The following is a 19,344-nucleotide window of genomic DNA, read 5'->3' as shown; positions in this document are numbered from 1 at the left end:
ATGACCGAGCACAATATTTTTCAGCAGATAATCTCCGATTCGGCCATGAAGTTTGATCCCGAGACTGCACGGGCGATTTGTCGGCAATGCAACGAGGCGTCGGTCTTGCTCCTTGAAATCCTAAACAGCGCACAGAGGCTGAAGGACACCGGCTCTGCTGGAGACTTCGTTTCTGCAAGAAATATTCAGACAGCGCTAGCCGATCTAGCCGATGTGTTTATTTCTGCGCTTCAGCGACTGTCGGACGCAATGACCGAGATGCGCGATGCTGTCCGCCAGGCTGGTTTGCGAATTACTGATCAAGATGAGGAGAACGCTCGGCACCTCGCTTCTAATAGCGATACAGCGCGCGGATATCCGAAAGTCGGATCCGGGAGTACGTCGCCGTCAGTCAAGTCGAGTGATCCAAAGACTATGAGGGCGCCTGTCGCGGGAAGATTCCCCTGTGACGTCACCATCGAGGCAGCTGCGGGCGCGCTCACTGACTGGGGTTACGCTATGTCGCAGCCGGCAGAAACGGATAAAGTTCGGGCCCTTGGCGAGAACTGGCTGCAGGTGACGAGAGATCTCGACGCCGTGATGGGTAAGTTTCACACTGAGATCGACAAACTGTTTCAGGACGGATCCTGGACGGGAACAGCCAAGGATGCGATACGGTCCGGTATGCAAGGTTTTGTTGACACATCCGACAAAGTCGTGGAGCAGGCCTTCACAAACGGTCGAGTAATTGACGGCTGGTCCCGGACCGTGGAAAACAATAAGCTGCGTTTCGCCGAGCTGAAAAAGATGCTCGATGACGCGAAGGAGTCTTCGGTAAACGCGGGATCTACGATTGCTTTCGCGGCGTTCGCCAAGAAGAATGCCGACATCGAGCAGTGGGCACGATCCCAAATCACTGCCAGTTACAACCCTGGGGTCGCAGCAGCAGGGACAAGGTTGGGCAATATCCCTGATCCGCAGTCCCCGGTCGGCGCGCTGGTGCCGATGGGGTTGCCCGGACAACCGGTGGGCAACAAAGGTGCGGCATCTATCCCTAAGACGTTGCAGTCGACTTCGCCCGGGCCGTCTGGTCCGTCGGGCCCCGGTTCAACGGGCACTGGTGGCACGCCCACTTCTGCCGCTGGGAAGAACGCAGCGCAGTTGACGCGCGCTGCGAATGCCGATGCGGTGGCGAAGGAGGCTGCGGCGAAGACGGCGGCGGCTCAGCAGGCGGCGGCGAAGGCTGCGGCGGGGAACCCGGCGGGTGCTGCGCAGTCGGCGGCGTCTCAGGCAGGTAACGCGGCGAAGGGATTGAACGGCGCAGGCAAGGGGGCAGGGTCGGCCGCCACCCGGTCTGCGAGTGCGTTGGCCAATGCCGAGAAAGCTGCCGCCGAGCGCGCCGCGAAAGCAGCCGCCGCGATGGGCAAGGGAGGCGGCGGGGGCGGCGGTGCTGGTGGTGGCCTCGGTGGTGCCGCGGCGGCAGAGAAGGCGTTACAGGCGCGCGCCGGTGCGATGGGTGCGGCGGAGAAGATGGTGGCTGCTGAGCAGGCTGCATTGCAGAACGGTCGCCCTGGCGCGCCGGGGGCGATGGGTGGTGCGCCCATGGGCGGTGCCCGGCCGGGCGGAGAGGGCGGTGAAGGTAAGGGCCACAAGACCGCCCGCTACCTGAACTCCAAGGCCAACGGCGAGGAGATCGTGGGCGGAGAGCAGGAGGTGGCACCGACGGTGATCGGTGGCCTCAACCTCGACACCACCGACGACCGCCCCGTTCGGGGTGGCGGCACGGGTGCGCCCCTCCGCTGAACTTGTCGTGGTTTCGCACGGCGCATGCCGTTTCGCACGGCGCATGCGGCGTGCGAACGGAACCCGACTGTGCGAACGAACCCAGACCGTGCGAACCGGGGCGGCCCGTGCAAGTGAATCCGACTGCTTCGCAGACCGGTGGAACCACGGGCCGGGTGTTTGCGTCTGAGAAGTAGATTGGCGCGTAGCCGCCACGTCGATCTCGAGAGAGGAACAGCAACGTGAGCAACGAGTTCCCTGACATCGAACCCACCCAGGATGGCCTCGATGCGCTGGGCGGGCAGGTGACCGCGATGCTGCAACGGGTGACGGCGCTGCGGGCGCAGGCGTTGGCGCTGACGGCCAGCGCCCGGTCGTACGACCGCCTGGTGGAGGTGTGGGTGAATGCGAACGGTGTGGTCATCCAGGTCGACATCGACCGCGACGCCTACAGCGAGCTGAGCCCCGAAGCGTTGGGTTCACGCATCGCCGAAACCGCGCAGCAGGCGGCGCGCGAAGTGCAGGCCCAGGTGAACGAGAAGCTCGCCGCCATCGAAGAGGCCACCGGTATGGCGAATATTCGGCAGAAGCTGGCAGGAATTCCTGAACTCGCCGGTCTGGCCGGGCAGGCTGTGGCATCGATGGCGGGCCCGCAGTCAGAGGAACGGCGGTTTATGCCTGGCGACGGCGACTCCGAGAGGAACTATCGATGAGCGACGTGTTGCGGGTCGCGATCGAGGGACTGCACCGGTCGGGCAACAGGTTTGAAGACTCGGCAGCCACCGCGGGTGAGGCAATGAGCGGATTGCACGCCGATGTCGGCGGCAGGGGCAGCGAGGTGTGGGGCCACGACGAACCGGGCTCGGCGTTCGGTCCCGGCTATGAGGCACTGCGTGAGCAGACGATGGCGAACCTCACCGAGGTACATCAGGCGCTGGTCGACGCCGCCGCCATGGTGCACCGGTCGGCCGAGATGATCCAGTCGCAAGATCAGGACATCGCCGGATCATTCGGGGGCGGCGCCTGATGGGCATGCAGCTGCCGGCACCACTGCAATGGGTGATCGGGTTTCTGGGTCTCGATGCCTGGCCGGAGGCAGATGAGGATGCCCTGCGCGACATGGCGAAGGCGTATTCGAAGGCTGCCAAAGGTGTCTCGCAGAGTGCGCAGGAAACGTTGGATGCCGCTGGAGCGTTGGGGTCGGTCATCGAGGGCGATGTCCACGACGCGATGAAGGCCTACTTCGACGCGATTGCGGGCGAAGGCGGCCTGGCCGGAATCGTCAAGAACCTCGAAGCGTGCGGCGACGCGTGCGACCAAGCCGCCGATGCAACGCTGGAAGGCAAGATCGCCTACGCAGCCAACGTGGCGATGCTTGCCGCCACCGTGGCCTCGGCTCTGGGGGCCGGCCCGTTTACATTCGGCGGATCTACCGCGGCGATTCCGGCGGCCGCAGCAGCCACTCGAATGTCGTTGTGGGCAGTCCTCAAGAGGCTGGTGGCCAAAAATCTTGCCGCAGTCGCGAAGGATGTCGCGGAAAAAGCTGCCAAGAAGGTTGCTGAAAGTGGCGCGACAAAGGTTGCGAAAGACCTTGCAGTCAAAGCTGGTGGACAGCTCAACAAGACGTTTATCCAGCTTGCGGAGAAGCAGGGCGGCACGGGCATTCGCGCGAAGATTATGGACAGCGTGGTGATGCGCCAACCCATGGTAAAGGGTGCTCTGATCGGCGGATCGGTGGAAGCTGGCAAAGAGGGCGCGCTGACCGTGGCAACAGGCGAAAACCACTTCGATCCCTCAAAGATCGTCGCGCAGAGCGCGCTCGGCGCGGTCGCGTCTCCGATCGCGACCAGAAGAGTTCAAGAAAAAATTCTCAAGAAAGCAAAGCCCGACGAGGTGCCAAGAACACCCAAATTTTACGAGGCAATGCCGGGCAATGTTGTGATAAAGGGCGCGATTCAACACGGCGTCGACTTTGTCGCACCACAGGCCGGAGAGACCATGCGCGCGACATCGGTAGATGAACTCGCCAGTGCAGTTCCTGGACCCATCGGTGAAACCTACGCGGAGGTACGTGAAGACGTGGTTTCCAAGATCGATGGTGTCGTGCACGACGTGACGTCCAGCGTCGGCGGGCTCAATCTCGATACCAGCGGCGGGCCCGCCAAATGATACGTCTGTCACGATCGAACATCGACTACACCAAGCCCTTCGACGTGGATGCGGCTTTCTATCGGCCCGCCAAGTTCCCATGCCGATTGTTCGGGTCTACGGTTGTGTTCGATGTGGATTCCTCAGGCCAGCGAACACAACGCTATTCCGTGTCAACAAACCGTGAGACCCCCGAGGGGCGACAGGTGGGTGGTTGGGTATATCGCGTCGGAGACGCTACTGGCACCATCGCGTACTCCTACGATCTGCCCAGTAATCCCTTCGGGCGTAACTGGCTGGTGAAGTCTGCGGATGACCAACCCGTCGCAACTGCTCGCTGGAATCGCCCCCTGTTGCTGCTGAACACGCGCTTTCGAATGTACGACCCTGCTGGTGGGGTGGTCCTGTCTTTCCGAGAGCACGTCCTCTCGGGACTCTTCCGGCGGGGTCCCGGGCTTGTCGTGACGTTTCTGAACTTTGTGCTGTCGACACTGTATATCCCGGTGGAGATCAAACGCGGCTACGTGCGCTTCAGGATCCGTGACAAGAGTGGTCGGGTCTGTGGAGAAGCCCGCTACCTGCGCGCCAGCGTTTATGTGCGCACCGTCGTGTACCTCGATTCGACGGCGACGCGGCAGCTCAGTTTCGAGCAGGTGATGCTGGCCGCATACCTGCCCTGGTACCGCGCCGAGGCCCCGTTCATCCGTCGACAGCTGATGGAGTTGTTCGCTTAGCGACCACAACGCAATCAGGAGTTGGCGGCGAGCCATTCCTTGCGGCGTTCCTGTTGTGCGACCGGGTCGGGGACTGGGACAGCGGCCAGTAGGCGCTTGGTGTAGTCGGCGCGGGGTGCGTTCAACACCTGATCGGTGGTCCCGATCTCCATCAGCGTGCCGTTCTGAAGCACCGCGATCCGATCAGACACCTGCTCCACCACCGCAAGGTCGTGGCTGATGAACAAGCACGCGAATCCGTACTCGCGCTGCAACTGCGCAAACAGATCCAACACCGTCGCCTGCACCGACACGTCCAGCGCCGAGGTCGGCTCGTCGGCCACCAGCAGCTTGGGACCCAACGCCAACGCCCGGGCGATGCCGATGCGTTGGCGCTGCCCGCCGGAGAGCTCATGGGGGTAGCGGTTGCGCATCGACGACGACAGACTCACCTGGTCGAGCAACTCCTCCACCCGCTTGTCCAACGCGGCACCCTTCAGATTCCGCTTCAGCCGCAACGGTTCTCCGATGGACTCACCCACTGGGAACCGCGGGTTCAGCGAAGAACCCGGATCCTGGAACACGATCGCCACGTCGTCGCGCACACGGGCCACGGTGGCGCGATCAGCGTCGACCATGTTCTGTCCCACCACGTTCATCACGCCACCGGTGGGTGGTAGCAGACCCACCACCGCGCGCCCGATGGTCGATTTGCCCGAACCGGACTCGCCGACCAGACCCACCACCTCGGAACGTTCGATGTGGAACGACACCCCGTCGATGGCGCGGAACGCCGGCGCCGACCCGCGACCGGGATATTCGATGATGGTGTCGCGCAACTCCAACACCGGGTCCACCGGAGCAGCGACGTCGCTCGACTCGGCAACCGGGGCGTCGGAGTGATTACCTAGATGCGGAACCGATTCCAGCAGCGAGATGGTGTACGGCTGGGTCGGCGTCTGATAGACGTCCACCGCAGTGCCCGACTCCACCACCACACCGTCTTTCATCACGATCATCCGGTCGGCGATGTCGGCCACCACGCCCATGTCGTGGGTGATCAGCAGGATGCCCGCGTCGATGCGGTCCCGCAGATCACGCATCAGCTCCAGGATCTCGGCCTGCACGGTCACGTCCAGCGCGGTGGTCGGCTCGTCGGCGATCAACAGTCCGGGATCGTTGGCCAGGGCCATCGCGATCATCGCGCGCTGTCGCTGCCCGCCGGAGAGCTGATGCGGGTAAGAGTCCACGCGCCGCCCCGGCTCGGGGATCTCCACCATCTCCAACAGTTCGATGGCCCGGGCGCGGGCCGCCTTCGGCGTCATCTGCCGGTGGCTGCGGATCACCTCGGCGATCTGAAAACCGATGGTGTACACCGGGTTCATCGCGGTCATGGGTTCCTGAAAGATCACCGCGATGTCGTTGCCGCGGATGGCACGGATGGTGGATGCCTTGGCGCCCACCAGTTCCTCGCCACGCAGGTTGATGCTGCCGCCGATGCGGGCGTTGGGCGGCAGCAGGCCCAGCAGGGCCATCGCGGTGGTCGACTTACCTGAGCCCGATTCGCCGACGATCGCCAGCACCTCACGCCGATCGAGGGTGAAGTCGATACCGGCCACCGCGGGTAGCCAGTCCTTCTGGGTCCAGAAGTCGACGGTCAGCCCTCGCACATCGAGGATGCGGTCAGGTGCGGCACCCGACGGTGCGTCGGTGCCGACTGCGGTCAGTGACAAGTCGGCAGTCGGTGTGCCGCGCAGCAGCGTCTTCAGATCGAACATGTCGGTTCCCCAAAGGTGTCGTGCGGTCGCCGGTGGTGACAGCATGGCGTGGTGGACAGTGTGACGTTGCGCCCGCGTTCGGCGTTGATCGCTGCCGGGCTGGTGGGGTTGATGGCCGTTGTGGCCACGGTCCTCGGGTTCGCCTCCGGCGTGCGACTCGGCGTCTCGGTGCTCACCGCGATGCTGCTGGTCTGCGCCGTGGTGTGGATGCTGTTGGCCAATCCCTGTGTGCAGATCGATGATCGGCGGGTCACGGTGGTCAACCCGTTGCGCACCTTCGTCATCGACCTGCAGTCGATTGTCACGGTGGAGACCCGGTTTGCGTTGACCATCCGCACCGCCGACGAGACGGTGGTGGCGTGGTCGGCCTCAGCCCCCAGTGGGCGTGATCGGGTGCTCGGCGGATCCACGTCGACGCCGGATGCGAAATCGGTGCCACGGTCGGCGATTCGCGCTGACGGCACAGTGTCACCCGGCGACCTGCCCGGCTCGGCCTCGGGTGATGCCGCCACCGAGCTGCGCCGCCGATGGGAATCTGCCCGCGGCTCAGGCGCTCTCGACGGGCTGCCGATCACCCCGGTGGCCGCGCACTGGAACGTCGCGTCGCTGGCGGCGGTGGTGTTCGCTGCGATCATGATGACGGCGGTGGCGTGGGCGTGACATCGGTCGACCCGGACTGATCGGCCCCGCGTTCGTTGGCGGTGCGTCCCAACAGCTTCTGCCACCAGGTCACCTTCGGGATGGAGCGTTGGCGTGGATCGTAGGCGTCGCGCAGGCCGTCGCCGATGAAGTTGACGGTCAGGGCGATGATCACGATGAACAGGCCTGGCCACCAGAACAGCCACGGCCGGGTGGCGAACGCGGCCTGGTTCTCGGTGATCAACAGACCCAGCGAGGTGTCGGGATCGCGCACGCCCACACCGAGATACGACAGCGACGTTTCCAACAGGATGGCCACCGCGGTGGTCAGCGTGGCCGAGACCACGATCACGCCGATGGTGTTGGGCAGGATGTGGCGGAAGATGATCCGCGCCGACGACGCGCCACCCACCCGGGCAGCGTCGACGAACTCACGTTCGCGCAGCAGCAGGAACTCCCCGCGCACCACCCGCGCCAGCGACGTCCAGCCGACGAACCCGATGATCAGGCCGATTCCCACCACGCCGCCGGACTTGCCGAACTTGGTGCCCAGCGTGGCTGCGATGGCGATCAGCGGAATGGTGATGACAACGTCGGTCAGACGCATCAACACCGCTTCCACCCAGCCGCGGAAGTAGCCGGCCACCGCCCCGATGACCGTGCCCACCACCGTCGACACTGCACCGGCGACGAACGCCACGATGATCGACTGCTGGGCTCCGCGCATGGTGAGCGCGAAGTAGTCGATGCCAACGGTGTTCTGCCCGAACGGATGCGAACCCAGGTGGAACGGAAACCGGTAGGTGGGGTGGCCGCCATTGACGATGGGCGACTGCTCCTTGTAGTCCCAGCGCCACCAGCCGGGCAGTCCGCCCCAGCCGATGGATGTGTAGACCAGGATGATCGTGAGGATCAGGAATCCGACGCCTGCCATCGCACCGCGATGGCGGATGAAGCGCCGAAAAACCAACTGCCCCTGCGATTGTGCGGCGGTGGTGGGCTCGGTCTCGGCGACGGCCACCGTGCCGGTGGATGCGGGCACCGACGGATCGAACGGGATCTGAGAGTTCGTCATTGCAACCGGATCCTCGGGTCGAGTGCGGTGTAGAGCAGGTCGGCGATCAGGTTGAACAGGACGGCCGCGGTGGCGGTCACCAGGAAGAACGCCATCACCACGTTGGGGTTCACGTCCTTGAGGCCGGTGATGAACAAGGTGCCCATGCCTTTCCAGCCGAACACGTTCTCGGTGATCACCGCACCACCCAACACGGCGGCGAAGTCGTAGGCCACCACGGTGGTCAACGGGATCAGGGCGTTGCGGAAGGCGTGGCGCATCACCACGGTGCGTTCGGTGAGGCCCTTGGCGCGGGCGGTGCGGATGTAGTCCTGGTTCATCACCTCCAACATCGACGCCCGCGTGTAGCGGGTGTAGCTGGCGAAGCTGATGAGGATCAGGGCGATGGTGGGCAGCAGCAGCGACGTGGTGGTGTCGAGGAAGTGCTGCCAGATGTTGCCCCGGAAGTTGGGCGTGGAGTCGCCGACGGTGGGGATGGGGCGGCCGAACTTCTTGTCCGAGAAGCGCGCGAAGTTGCTCAAGATGCGGTCCAGCAGCACGAATCCGCCGGTGAAAAGCCCGGTGAGGATGGCCGCCCGGATGGACTGGGAGCGGTATTCCTCGCCGCCGACGAACCATCCGATGGCGAACGACACCGCGACGGTGATCAGGGCGAGGACGAACAGGAAACTGACCGCCGGGTTCTTGAGCACCGGGGCCAGCAGCACACCGATGACGGTGCCGACCACCGCTGTGATCAGCGACGACGAGAGCACCGGGCGGGCGGCGAGCCCCGAGATCAGGGTGGTGAACATCAGGCCCGACAGCACCGACAGCAGCAGGATGAGGCCCACGCCGAGCGCTGGTCTGGCAAACCAGTTGACGGCCGAGAAGTACTGCAGCACAGCGATGACCGCGAGCAGTGACACCCCGAAGACGATGGCCCGGCGTTTGAGGTTGCCGCCGATGACCGTCGAGAGGAACAGGGCCACCGCCAGCCCCACCACCACGCTGACCCAGATCGGGATGCTGGGGCTGGACAGCCAGTTGTTGAACTTGATGGCGCCGAACTCTTTGAGCAGCACGGCAACCCAGAAAATCGGCAGCGAGAAGAACAGGAACGACGCGAACGTCACGGTGTAGTCGAAGCCGCTGTACTGGCGCAGCGCCGAGAGGATTCCAACGATCACCCCGAGGATGACCGCCAGCGCCAGCGCCACCAGCACCAGGCGCAGCGTGGTGGTGATCGCGTTGCCCAGCAGCGCGGTCACGGCGGTGTTGTCCAACGACTTGCCCAGGTCGCATTTGAGGCCGGGGACCACACAGCCACTCACCCCGCCCAACCAGCGGAAGTAGCGCACCAACACGAAGTCGTCGAGATGCAGGATCTTGGTGACCGCGGCGATCTTCGACTCACGGACGTCGGGTGGGAAGCTCTCGAAGTTCTGGCGAGGATCGCCCGACCATGCGGTCAGCAGATACATCAGCAGGGTGGCACCCAGCAGCACGAAGAATCCGGTGACCACCCGCCGCAGGATGAAGAACACGGCGGGGTTTCGGGTCAGCGATGCCAGAGCGCGCCGCGGCGAGCCCTCACTCGTCGGCGTGGGTGTGGGCGTCGATGTCGACATGACGACTCTCCATGTTTGCAACGGATCTCACGACACGAGCCGGGCAGGACGACCACGTGGTGGCCCTCCTGCCCGGCTCGAGCGTACTGCTAGTTCTTCACCCAGGTCGCGGCGTTGAACACAGCCTGGGTCTGGGTGGTGTTGAGCACCACGCCGCTGACCCGCGGGCTGTAGGCGTTCAGCAGCGGCCACGCGAAGATCGGGATCGTCGCGAGGTCCTTCCACAGGATGGTCTCGATCTGCTTGGTCAGGTCGAGCTGGGTGGGACGATCGCTGGTCTCGGCCAGCTTGGCCAGCAACTGATCCACCTGCGGGTTGGAGTACTTGCCGTAGTTCTGGTCGCTGGTGGAGGTGAACAGCGGCGGGTTCTCCGACACCAATCCGCTTCCGCTCCAGGCGAACTGAGCCACGTCGTAGGCGCCCTTGGTGGTGGTCTCGCCCCACTCCTTGGGGGTCAGTGCCTTGACGTTGAACTTGAACCCGGCTTTGCCGCAGGACTCGGCGATGATCTGCTGGGTCTGCTGGCGACGCTGGTTGGGGTTGCCCAGGTAGATGGCGTTGACGGTCAGGTCGGTCACGCCCGACTTGGCGATGTCAGCCTTGGCGCCCTCGATGTCCACCTTGTCGTAGGTCTCGCCACCGGAAGCCTTGGCGATGTCGGCGTAGCCCTCCTGGAACGGGTAGAAGATGCGCGTCTGCAGCAATGCGGCCTTCGGCTCCACGGGCTTGATCAGCTTGTCCAAGATCTCCTGACGCGGCAGGCACTTGGCGATCGCCGAGCGCAGCAGCGGGTTGGAGAACTTGCTCTTGAAGTTGAAATCGAGGTGGTCGTAGCTGAACCCGGCCCCGGTGTTGCGCTTGGCGGCATCGCCGAGCTTGTTCAGCGACGAGATGAGGTCGATGTTCGGCTGCGGCTCGATGACGTCGGCATCACCGTTTTGCAGAGCCTGCACCTGCTGCTCTTGCGGGATGAACTTGATGACGATGCCGCCGTTTTTCGGCTTGGTGCCCCAGTACTTGTCGTTGGGCACGATGGTGATCGACTGACCGGCCTGCCAGCTGCCGATCTTGTACGGGCCCGAAGCCGGGATCTGATCGGCCGGGGGCAGCTGACCGGGGGAGAAACCGGTCCACTTGTTGTTCCAGAAGTCGGCGATCTTGTCGATGGACGCCTTGTCGCCGGTCTTGACCGCGTCGGCGATCTTGACGCCGGTGGCCTTCTCGATCACGTGCGCGGGCAGCAGCGGCTGGTTCTGGGTACCCAGCGCCACCTGCCAGTCACCGAAGGGCTTGGCGTAGGTGACGGTGAACGTCTTGCCGGCCGGATCATCGGTGGGGGTGTTGATGTCGGAGATGCCGGTAGTGCTGGCGGGCTGGAACTGGTCGTACTTGCCCTTGTGGGAGAGCCAGAACAGATACCAGTCGTTGGCGGTCACCGGCACGCCATCCGACCACACGGCCTTGGGGTCGATTGTGTACTTCACCGTCAGCGGGTTGTCCGAGGTCTTCTCGAAGGTGCCGAACTCGGTGTTGCGCTGGATGTTGCCCTTGGGGTCGACGTAGGAGAAGTAGCCGAAGACCTGGTTGAGCACGACGGTGTTGGCCACCGCGTTGGCGTTGGCGTTGTCGTTGTTGTAACCGGAAAACTCTTGCTCGTAGGCGTAAGTGATCTGGTTGGAGTTGCCGGCGCCGGAGCTGGCCGAGCCGCTCGACGTGTCCGACGAATCGTCGTCTGAGCTGGTGCAGGCGGACAGGACCATGCTGGCCACGGCCACGCCGACGGTGGCGGCCATGAGTCTTCTGGACTTCATCGATTCCCTCTGGTGTGTGGACGTAAGCGGCCCATGGGTCGTTACGTGTGGACGAACACGGGCCGAACGTTAGCGAACCACATCCGCATGCGTTGGCAATAGCGCAGGATTGAGAGTCAACGTGGTGGAAACAATTGTGTCCGAATTGCCCGACTTGGGTTGGGCGGTGAAACCTCCGGTTGTGTGCGGTGACACAGTGGGCGGATGAGTGCCATCTGTCCAGCGGGGGGTTGGTGATGAGTCGCGACCCCCTCGCGGGCCTGCTGCATCTGCCCGGGGTGGCGGCTGCCGCTGCGTCGGCGACCGATGCGATCGCCGCCGTGCATCGGCACCCGGTGAACCTGCGTGGTTGGTTGGAGTCGTCCACCGAGGCCTCGTGGCGGGCGGCGCATTCGTCGGCGGCCATCGACGGGGTGACCGGGGCGCTGCGCCGCGACGAGCAGGTCGACGATCCGGTGTTGGCCGGGGCGCTGCGGGTGTCGTTGGCGTTGACCGGCGACTCGTTGGACCAGTTGGTGGGGGTGTGGACTCGCGCGCCGCTGCAGGCACTGGCCAAGCTGCATCTGCTGGCCGCGACCGATCTGACCGATGACCCCGATGTGATCGGACGGCCCCGCGCCGACGACGAGGTGTCGGAACGGTTGGATCTGTTGGCGCAGTTGGTGACTGGGGGTACGCGGGTGCCGGCGGCGGTGGTGGCCGGGGTGGTGCACGGCGAGTTGCTGGCGTTGGCGCCGTTCGCGGTGGCCAACGGCGTGGTGGCTCGCGCAGCGGCGCGTCTGGTGTCGGCTGCCACCGGTTTGGATCCGCACACTCTTGCCGTCCCCGAGGTGACCTGGCTTCGGCGCATCGACGACTACCGTTTTGCGGCGGAAGGTTTCGCATCCGGTTCTCCCGATGCGGTCGCGGCATGGCTGATTCTGCACTGTGAGGGTTTGGTGGCCGGCGCAACCGAAGCCCGCTCGATTGCCGACGCCCGCCGCTGAGAAGTAATCGTGCTTTGCACCTTCTGGTGCTGTCAAACCATTGTCGGACACGAATATAGACAAATTGGACAATGGGTGGACGTGGGTATCGGTCGGATGTACGTTGCTCAACGCAATCAAATTCCATCCCCCAAGAAAGTTGGCAATGTCTCGTTCTCGTGGAATCATCCGCTGTGCAGTCGGGCTTGCGGTCACGACCGCAGCACTGTCTTCGGTGCCGTTCGCGCACGCTTCACCCCCCCTGGCGGTCGCTCCATAGTTGGCCCGTTTGAGTCGATAACCACTGGCGTACCTAAGGCCCCGGTTGGAAGCGCACCGTCGCTACTTCAGTCACTTTCCGTGACAGATACGTCATGTACCGCCGACCGGATCACCGTATGCGCGAACAGTTTTTTGCCGGTCAGGCTGCTCGACAAGGATGGAGCTGTGATAGCTCAGGCGACCTACCTGATCGGAGTCGATCAAACCTTGAATCCCAAGAGCTTGACCCGGACGGTTCGGGTCACCGCCACCCGCTTCTTGATCGATCCCAATTTTCCGGCCTCAGAGTTGATCTTCACCGCTAAGAGTGGTCAGACGACCACAGTCGCGATATCGCCAGGAACGTTTCAGGCGCAAGGATCGATGGAAGTGCCTGCGCCACTGGGAAACAGCACATTCAGCATGACGGCAACCCTCCTCGTCCCGGACGCCGAACCAATCACGACCCCCGCCTACAACGATCCAAACACCCTCCGGTGTGACAACAATCCAGGCCTGAAAAGGTACTATGAGCAAGGATGCATAAATCCTGCAGTTACGCCGGTGCTCACCACAATGTCTGGCCTACCTTACATTGCAAATAACATTCGCAACGCGTTCTGGAATCTTCGGCCATCAACTTTGACCCGTAACAAGGGTGCCACTGGTGCGAACCGCCAGGCCGCTTGCAGTGCTGCCCGAATGAAGGCTCTGCCACCAGCTGATCCAGCGATTGTCGACAAGTCTTGCGACGAGTACCCGTTTGCTGGGACCAGTGAGGGTGGAGCGAATGCAATCATCGCGTGGGTCCCGCTGGCGGAGCAAAATTCGCAAGGTGGTCTGCTGCAGTCCTTTTACAGCGACAACCGAGTGTTCGATGGCGATAAGTTCCAGGTGACGCTTCCTTGACTGTCTTCAAGGGCGAAATATTCGTCTACTACTTTCAATTCTATCTCTGGTCCAAGAATGGCGATAACAGCGAATTGACTCACGACCCGTTCGCTCAGTTCGCGAAGGAGGTGCTCAAAGTTTCTGTGTCGACAGATATCAACTACGTCAACCTGGCGATCCACATCGACGAGCCGCCCGCACCCGACGACACTGTCGTCTGGGACGAAATCGTGGAGCTTGCGGTCGCCTATACCGCCGATGCGACCCTCGGTTGTCCGAATGGTGGGGTTGCGGAAGTGATCGGCGGGTTGGAGAACGCGGTCGTCCCACCCGGTTCGTATGACTTGACTGCGCGTATCCGGGGCCGCGCCGATGTACGCGTCGGTGGCGAGGTATCCGTCCCGTCTCCGAGAGGTGCTGAGCATGTGGAGTTGATCTTCACCTCGGTGCGGCCGGGCTGACAATCTGGCACACAGCACTGCGGGCGGTCGGTGATCCACCGGGGATCATCGGCCGCCCGCCAAGCACGGATCCGAGTTACCAAGCGTGCTCGGTGGGTTGCGTGGGTGGCCTCGGCGATGAATCGGGGGCCCTGGTTCTCATCGCCTACCCAAAGGCTGATCAGGATCAGAACTACCTCGATGTCGCAGGCCCGCAACACTTGTGCCTTGCGCGGCGCGCTCCGCGTGGGTGCTTGGTATCCGTGCTGGGAAGCGCGGAACGGGGGTCCAATCCTTCTCTTCCGGAGTGGGCTTTGCCGTCCGTTCTTCCGTGATTCAGTTCTACACCGTGACGGCCGTCACATCAAGGGTTCTTGCGTGTGCTCATCGTCCGCGGCGTTGGATCAGCGCATAGGTGATGCCGCCGGCCACCGCTGCCCCCACACTTACCGCTGCACCGGCCAGCGCTCCGCGCGAAGGATTGCCCGGGATGCGCTCGCGCAGCGAGACCGCTCGACTGAACGATGCCACGGGCCAGTCGTGAGCAGTTGCCACCTTGCGCAGGGCGCGGTCGGGGTTGACCACGGTCGGGCGGCCAACGGCCTCGAGCATCGGCAGATCGGTGATCGAATCGGAGTACGCGAAGCAGCGATCGAGGTCGTAGCCGCGCGCGGCGGCCAGCTCGCGCATAGCGATCGCCTTGTTCTCGCCGTAGCAGTAGAAATCCAGCTCGCCGGTGTAGGTGCCGTCGACGATCTTCATCTGACTTGCCAGGGCGATGTCGACTCCCAACAGCTGCCCGATCGGGGTCACGATCTCGCTGCCCGACGCCGACACGATCACCACCTCGTGACCTCGGGCCCGGTGGCTGTCGATGAGGTCGGCGGCCTCTGAGAACACCAGCGGGTCGACCACGTCGTGGAGGGTCTCGGCCACGATGCCGCTGACCTGCTCCACGTTCCAGCCGGTACACATCTGCGTGACGTGCTTACGGAGGCGTTCCACCTGGTCCTCGTCGGCGGCGGTCAGCAGGAACAGGAAGTGGGCGTAACTGGACTTCAACACCGTGCGCCGGTTGATGAGACCTTCGTCATAGAAGGGCTTGGAGAACGCCAACATGCTGGACTTGGCGATGATCGTCTTGTCCAGGTCGAAGAACGCGGCGATTTGTCCGTTTACGCTGGCACCCTGCGGGGATGGCGTCACGGCGAGAAGCGTACGTGGGCGATCGCGGCCTCGGAGGTGCTTTGGCTGGTCATCTGACCAGTCAACATCCAGGTCAGCGCGCCAAAACTACTGGGCAGTAAGTAGTGCTCAAGACTTGCGGTCGTCCAGGGTTGCGTGTGTATAGTTCCAGTTACCCGGTTCATCCGGGGCTTTCAGCCCGACCCCCCGGGGCTGAAACGCGACGACCCTGGCCTCCTCCCCCCCTGGCCGGGGTCGTCCTCTATTCAAGGGTCTTCGTTCCTGGCACGCGCTGTTGTCCACAGTTGCCGGCCTGTCCACAGATTCCCCTGATCTGGCCTGTTCTCACCGGAGTTGCGTCGTCGGCTCGGGTCACCATTCCCCCATGAACGACTTGCTGCTGTCCGTGGTGGGCGACGACCTGACCGACGATGTGGCTCGATGTGCCGCCGCCGCGGGCTATCAGCTCATCGCAGCCACCGCCGAGAATGCGCGACGCGCCTGGACCGACGCGCGCGCCGTGGTGATCGATGCTGCGATCGCGGCCCAGGTGGTGGAGCTGGGGTGGCCTCGTCGCGACGCGGTGCTGGTCGTGGCGGGCGGAACGATGGACCCGGTGGTCTGGCGTTCGGCAGTCACGCTCGGCGCCGTCGACGGATACGTGTTGCCCGCCGACGAACACGATGTGGTGGCTGCGCTCACCCGGTTGCGGGCACCCCGCCGTCGGGCTGGAGCCGCCATCGCCTGTATCGGCGGTCACGGGGGAGCCGGCGCATCGCTGCTGTCGGCGGCGATCGGGCTCCGTGGGGCCGCTGAACTGGGCCGCACCGTGTTGCTACTCGACGCCGACCCCCTCGGCGGCGGGCTCGACCTGGTGCTGGGTGCCGAGGAGACACCCGGCCTGCGTTGGTCGGATCTGACGCTGGAACGCGGACGTGTCTTCGCCGACAGCCTGCATGCCGCCCTGCCGTACGCCGCACGTGACCTGGCCGTTCTTGCACCTCGACGCGGTGATCGCCGTCCGGTGGGCGTCGAGACCGTGCTCGGTGTCCTCGACGCCGGGCGGACGGCCGGCGATCTGGTGGTCATCGACCTCCCCCGCGGTGCCGACGACGTGGTGACTGCGGTGGCCGAGGCGGTGGATCTGTTGGTCGTGCTCTCCTGTGCGACGGTGACCGGCTGCGCGTCGTCACGGGAGCTGGTCACTGCTCTGCGCCGCAGCACCGACCGACTGGAGCTGGTGGTTCGCGGACCGTCGCCGGGCGGACTGCGCCCCTCGGCGATGGCCCGGACCATCGGCATCGACCTGTTGACCACGATGCGCCCACAGCGGGGGATACCCGAGCAGGTGGAGAACGGGCGTCTGCAGGTCACCGCACGCAGCCAGCTGGGCCGCGCGGCCGACCTCGTCATCGACCGCGCGGTGGCGGCCTCCGGGATGGCGGCATGAGCGGCGGCGACCGGGCTGCGTTGCTGTTCCGGGTTCGAGAACGGCTGGCTGCCGAGTCCGCCGACCCCACCCCACAGGTGATGGCCGATGCGATCCGCTCCGAATCCGGAGGTGTCCTCGGCGATGCAGATCTGTTGGAGGCGTTGCGGTTTCTGCAGACCGAACTGGTGGGGGCCGGCCTGCTGGAAGAACTGTTGGCCGATCCCGACGTCGCCGACATCCTGGTCGTGGGTCCGCAGCAGGTGTGGGTGGATCGGGGGGCGGGTCTGTCGCTCAGCGACATCGGATTCGACGACGATGCTGCGGTGCGCCGGTTGGCGGCGCGCTTGGCATTGGCCGCAGGCAAGCGACTCGACGACGCAGCTCCCTGGGTGGACGGGCAGCTGTCGGGCGTCGGCCGACGCGGCTACAGCGTGCGCCTGCATGCGGTCATCCCGCCGATCAGCGTGGACGGAACGTGCCTGTCGCTGAGGGTGTTACGTCCCGCCACGCAACATCTCGGTGCTCTCGTCGACCGCGGGGCCATCCCATCGGAGGTGGCCGGGCACATCACCGCCATCGTCGATGCGCGGCTGTCCTTCCTGGTGGTCGGGGGTACCGGGGCGGGCAAGACCACGTTGCTCTCGGCCATGTTGGGCCGGGTCGATCGCGGCGAACGCATCCTGTGCGTGGAGGACGCCGTCGAGTTGGCACCCGCCCACCCGCACGTGGTGCGTCTGGTGGCGCGCACCGCCAACGTGGAAGGTGCTGGGGCGGTGGCGGTTCGCGACCTGGTGCGCCAAGCGCTGCGGATGCGGCCTGACCGCATCGTGGTCGGTGAGGTGCGCGGCGCTGAGGTGGTGGACCTGTTGACGGCCCTCAACACCGGACACGAAGGATGCGCCGGCACGCTGCACGCCAACTCCACCGCCGAAGTTCCCGCGCGGATGGAGGCGCTGGCCGCCCTCGGCGGCATGGACCGCGCCGCACTGCACAGTCAGCTGGCGGCGGCGGTACACGTGGTGGTCGGAGTCAACCGGGATGCTCACGGCGCGCGGGGGATCAGCGAGATCGCGATGGTGCGCCGCGGTCTCGACGGCTGGGTGCAGATGGTGCCGATCTGGTTGCGTCACAGCGGCTTCACCCAGGACCGTGGCTTGCTTGACGACCTGATCGCGGCTCGAGGGGTGTCGCGATGAGCACGGTCGGAATGAGTCTGGTCGGGATTGCGGTGGCTGCGCTGCTCCTACTGTGGCCACGTGGGCGCGCGGAGAACCGGTGCCTGCACCTGGACGAGGGCGCTGTGCCCCGAGCCGGATCGTTCCCGGCGCTGCTGGTGGCTGCGCTGGTCGGCGCTGGTCTGCTGCTGTGGTCCGGGGTTGCCGCCCTCATCGCCGGAGGTGTTGTGGCCCTGTCGATTCGACATCGGCTCAACGTGCGGCGTCGGGAGCGTGATGACGCCGAAGCCATCGACCTGCTGCTCGATTCGCTGGGGGTGATGGTGGCCGAGCTCGCGGTGGGGGCGCATCCCGCCCACGCCTGTCGGCAGGCCGCCGACGATGTGGTCGCGGGCCGGGGCGAGTCGTCGGTCCACGGCGCAGTGGCGCAGATGCTGACCCGCATGGCTGGACGGGCCGAGCTCGGTGGCGATGTCGCCGAGGGCATCGAGTCTGCTCAGGCGCCTCAGCAGTCGTCGTGGAACCGGGTGGCCGTCGCGTGGCGCACCGCTGAGCAACATGGCCTGCCGATGGCGGACCTGCTGGATGCGGTGCGCGCAGACCTGTTGGCGCGGAGACGATTCAGTGATCGCACCCGGGCGGCGTTGGCCGGCGCGCGGGCCACGGCCGCAGTGTTGGCGGCGTTGCCGTTGCTAGGGGTTGGCCTGGGGCAGGCGATGGGAGCGGCGCCGGTGTCGGTGCTCGTCTCGCCGGGACTCGGCGGCATCCTGCTGGTCATCGGTACCGCGCTGGTGGCGACCGGGTTGTGGTGGACCGAGCGGATCACCGCGAAGGTAGCCACCCCGTGAACCCGTTGTGGTTGGCGGCCGGGGCCTCGGGTTCTGTCGCGCTGCTGCTGGTTCCGCCCCCCGGCTGGGTGCAGTGTCGGATCGATCCGCCACCGCCGCGAACACCGGGTGAAGCCCGGTGGCTCGGCGTCCGGCGCGGCGGAGACGACCCGTTCGCCACGGCCGCCAGCTACGACTTGCTCGCGGTGTGTCTACGAGCCGGGATGCCGGTGGCTGCCGCAGCCGAAGTCGTCTCACGTTCGGCCCCAGCGGGTTTGGCCGACACTCTGCATCGCGCCGCGGAGCTGCTGGAACTGGGGGCCGACCCGGCTCAGGCGTGGGAGGTCGACGATGACGCCTCCCCGGCGGCGGTGTCGCTGAGTGCGATGGCTCGCCGATCGGCGCGCGCCGGATCGTCGCCGGTGCGTGGTCTCACAGAGTTGTCCGAGGCCGAGCGGGCGGGCGCGGCCGATCGCGCTGCCGCCGCCGCCGAGCGTGCCGGTGTGGCTGTGGCGGGTCCTCTGGGCCTGTGTTTCCTGCCGGCGTTCGTGTGTCTGGGCATCGTGCCGGTGGTCATCGGGCTGGCCGGGCGGGTGCTGGGTGGGGGCGTGCTGTGAACGCCGTCGCGGTGGT

18 protein-coding genes are annotated in these 19,344 nt (G+C 65.0%); 13 read left to right on the top strand and 5 right to left on the bottom strand.

All coding sequences use genetic code 11. From position 1 onward, the window contains the following. The 5 genes from KIK15_RS10250 (at position 1) to KIK15_RS10230 (ending at position 4,643) form a co-directional block, all read left to right on the top strand. Entirely contained in the window at positions 1-1,782 is a 1,782-nt protein-coding gene (locus KIK15_RS10250) for a hypothetical protein (protein WP_214244112.1), read from the top strand. Positions 1,783-2,003: 221 nt separating this feature from the next. After that, positions 2,004-2,474, top strand: coding sequence for a YbaB/EbfC family nucleoid-associated protein (locus tag KIK15_RS10245; protein WP_214244111.1), 471 nt, complete (start codon positions 2,004-2,006; stop codon positions 2,472-2,474). Next, the gene (locus tag KIK15_RS10240; protein WP_214244110.1) at positions 2,471-2,788 is read left to right on the top strand and encodes a hypothetical protein; all 318 of its coding nucleotides are present in this window, start codon (positions 2,471-2,473) and stop codon (positions 2,786-2,788) included. Before KIK15_RS10245 ends, KIK15_RS10240 begins: the two co-directional genes overlap by 4 nt. Beyond that, complete coding sequence (locus KIK15_RS10235) at positions 2,788-3,930, top strand: hypothetical protein (RefSeq protein WP_214244109.1); 1,143 nt, start codon at positions 2,788-2,790, stop codon at positions 3,928-3,930. The genes KIK15_RS10240 and KIK15_RS10235 overlap by 1 nt, the downstream gene beginning before the upstream one ends. 482 nt (positions 3,931-4,412) lie before the next feature. Then, positions 4,413-4,643 (top strand): hypothetical protein, encoded by a 231-nt coding sequence (locus KIK15_RS10230; RefSeq protein ID WP_214244108.1) that lies wholly within the window; start codon positions 4,413-4,415, stop codon positions 4,641-4,643. A 14-nt stretch (positions 4,644-4,657) separates the two neighbouring features. On the opposite strand, the gene KIK15_RS10225 is transcribed toward KIK15_RS10230, so the two are convergent. Then, on the bottom strand, positions 4,658-6,301 hold the full coding sequence (locus tag KIK15_RS10225) for an ABC transporter ATP-binding protein (protein WP_214244566.1): 1,644 nt from the start codon (positions 6,299-6,301) through the stop codon (positions 4,658-4,660). Positions 6,302-6,451: 150 nt separating this feature from the next. Here KIK15_RS10225 and KIK15_RS10220 point away from each other — a divergent pair, with 150 nt between their 5' ends. Beyond that, positions 6,452-7,060 carry a hypothetical protein gene (locus KIK15_RS10220; protein WP_214244107.1) on the top strand — a complete coding sequence of 203 codons (609 nt, stop codon included), beginning with the start codon at positions 6,452-6,454 and terminating at the stop codon, positions 7,058-7,060. Here KIK15_RS10220 and KIK15_RS10215 read toward each other — a convergent pair. The 3 genes from KIK15_RS10215 to KIK15_RS10205 form a co-directional block, all read right to left on the bottom strand. Continuing rightward, on the bottom strand, positions 7,032-8,114 hold the full coding sequence (locus KIK15_RS10215) for an ABC transporter permease (RefSeq protein WP_250324432.1): 1,083 nt from the start codon (positions 8,112-8,114) through the stop codon (positions 7,032-7,034). The genes KIK15_RS10220 and KIK15_RS10215 overlap by 29 nt on opposite strands. After that, positions 8,111-9,724, bottom strand: a complete 1,614-nt coding sequence (locus KIK15_RS10210; RefSeq protein ID WP_214244106.1) for an ABC transporter permease subunit — start codon at positions 9,722-9,724, stop codon at positions 8,111-8,113. Before KIK15_RS10210 ends, KIK15_RS10215 begins: the two co-directional genes overlap by 4 nt. Positions 9,725-9,813: 89 nt before the next feature. Next, complete coding sequence (locus KIK15_RS10205) at positions 9,814-11,535, bottom strand: ABC transporter family substrate-binding protein (protein ID WP_214244105.1); 1,722 nt, start codon at positions 11,533-11,535, stop codon at positions 9,814-9,816. 236 nt (positions 11,536-11,771) lie between these two features. Here KIK15_RS10205 and KIK15_RS10200 point away from each other — a divergent pair, with 236 nt between their 5' ends. The 3 genes from KIK15_RS10200 (at position 11,772) to KIK15_RS10190 (ending at position 14,113) form a co-directional block, all read left to right on the top strand. Continuing rightward, positions 11,772-12,521 (top strand): oxidoreductase, encoded by a 750-nt coding sequence (locus KIK15_RS10200; RefSeq protein ID WP_214244104.1) that lies wholly within the window; start codon positions 11,772-11,774, stop codon positions 12,519-12,521. 339 nt (positions 12,522-12,860) lie between these two features. Further along, positions 12,861-13,670 (top strand): NucA/NucB deoxyribonuclease domain-containing protein, encoded by an 810-nt coding sequence (locus tag KIK15_RS18760; protein WP_214244103.1) that lies wholly within the window; start codon positions 12,861-12,863, stop codon positions 13,668-13,670. Next, complete coding sequence (locus tag KIK15_RS10190; RefSeq protein ID WP_214244102.1) at positions 13,667-14,113, top strand: hypothetical protein; 447 nt, start codon at positions 13,667-13,669, stop codon at positions 14,111-14,113. The genes KIK15_RS18760 and KIK15_RS10190 overlap by 4 nt, the downstream gene beginning before the upstream one ends. A 363-nt stretch (positions 14,114-14,476) precedes the next feature. Here KIK15_RS10190 and KIK15_RS10185 read toward each other — a convergent pair whose 3' ends face one another. Further along, positions 14,477-15,298: an HAD family hydrolase gene (locus tag KIK15_RS10185; RefSeq protein ID WP_307851824.1), complete on the bottom strand. Its 822-nt coding sequence runs from the start codon at positions 15,296-15,298 to the stop codon at positions 14,477-14,479. Between the two features lie 364 nt (positions 15,299-15,662). Here KIK15_RS10185 and ssd point away from each other — a divergent pair, with 364 nt between their 5' ends. The 4 genes from ssd to KIK15_RS10165 are packed head-to-tail and all read left to right on the top strand — an operon-like array spanning position 15,663 to position 19,328. Then, positions 15,663-16,727, top strand: coding sequence for a septum site-determining protein Ssd (gene ssd / locus KIK15_RS10180; protein ID WP_214244101.1), 1,065 nt, complete (start codon positions 15,663-15,665; stop codon positions 16,725-16,727). Further along, complete coding sequence (locus tag KIK15_RS10175) at positions 16,724-17,905, top strand: TadA family conjugal transfer-associated ATPase (RefSeq protein WP_214244100.1); 1,182 nt, start codon at positions 16,724-16,726, stop codon at positions 17,903-17,905. Before ssd ends, KIK15_RS10175 begins: the two co-directional genes overlap by 4 nt. Next, on the top strand, positions 17,902-18,732 hold the full coding sequence (locus KIK15_RS10170; protein WP_250324431.1) for a type II secretion system F family protein: 831 nt from the start codon (positions 17,902-17,904) through the stop codon (positions 18,730-18,732). The genes KIK15_RS10175 and KIK15_RS10170 overlap by 4 nt, the downstream gene beginning before the upstream one ends. Beyond that, entirely contained in the window at positions 18,729-19,328 is a 600-nt protein-coding gene (locus KIK15_RS10165; RefSeq protein WP_214244099.1) for a type II secretion system F family protein, read from the top strand. The genes KIK15_RS10170 and KIK15_RS10165 overlap by 4 nt, the downstream gene beginning before the upstream one ends. The last annotated feature ends 16 nt before the right edge of the window (positions 19,329-19,344 follow it).

Origin of the sequence: Williamsia sp. CHRR-6, from assembly GCF_018474015.1 — a bacterium.
In the GTDB taxonomy this organism is placed as follows: domain Bacteria; phylum Actinomycetota; class Actinomycetes; order Mycobacteriales; family Mycobacteriaceae; genus Williamsia_A.
This window is presented reverse-complemented; position numbering and strand designations above follow the sequence as displayed.

Bases quoted from the DNA above. Each gene is read 5' to 3' on its own strand.
- KIK15_RS10250 (WP_214244112.1), top strand. From the start codon at position 1: ATGACCGAGCACAATATTTTTCAGCAGATAATCTCCGATTCGGCCATG.
- KIK15_RS10240 (WP_214244110.1), top strand. From the start codon at position 2,471: ATGAGCGACGTGTTGCGGGTCGCGATCGAGGGACTGCACCGGTCGGGC.
- KIK15_RS10235 (WP_214244109.1), top strand. From the start codon at position 2,788: ATGGGCATGCAGCTGCCGGCACCACTGCAATGGGTGATCGGGTTTCTG.
- KIK15_RS10215 (WP_250324432.1), bottom strand. From the start codon at position 8,114: ATGACGAACTCTCAGATCCCGTTCGATCCGTCGGTGCCCGCATCCACC.
- KIK15_RS10210 (WP_214244106.1), bottom strand. From the start codon at position 9,724: ATGTCGACATCGACGCCCACACCCACGCCGACGAGTGAGGGCTCGCCG.
- KIK15_RS10205 (WP_214244105.1), bottom strand. From the start codon at position 11,535: ATGAAGTCCAGAAGACTCATGGCCGCCACCGTCGGCGTGGCCGTGGCC.
- KIK15_RS10200 (WP_214244104.1), top strand. From the start codon at position 11,772: ATGAGTCGCGACCCCCTCGCGGGCCTGCTGCATCTGCCCGGGGTGGCG.
- ssd (WP_214244101.1), top strand. From the start codon at position 15,663: ATGAACGACTTGCTGCTGTCCGTGGTGGGCGACGACCTGACCGACGAT.
- KIK15_RS10175 (WP_214244100.1), top strand. From the start codon at position 16,724: ATGAGCGGCGGCGACCGGGCTGCGTTGCTGTTCCGGGTTCGAGAACGG.
- KIK15_RS10170 (WP_250324431.1), top strand. From the start codon at position 17,902: ATGAGCACGGTCGGAATGAGTCTGGTCGGGATTGCGGTGGCTGCGCTG.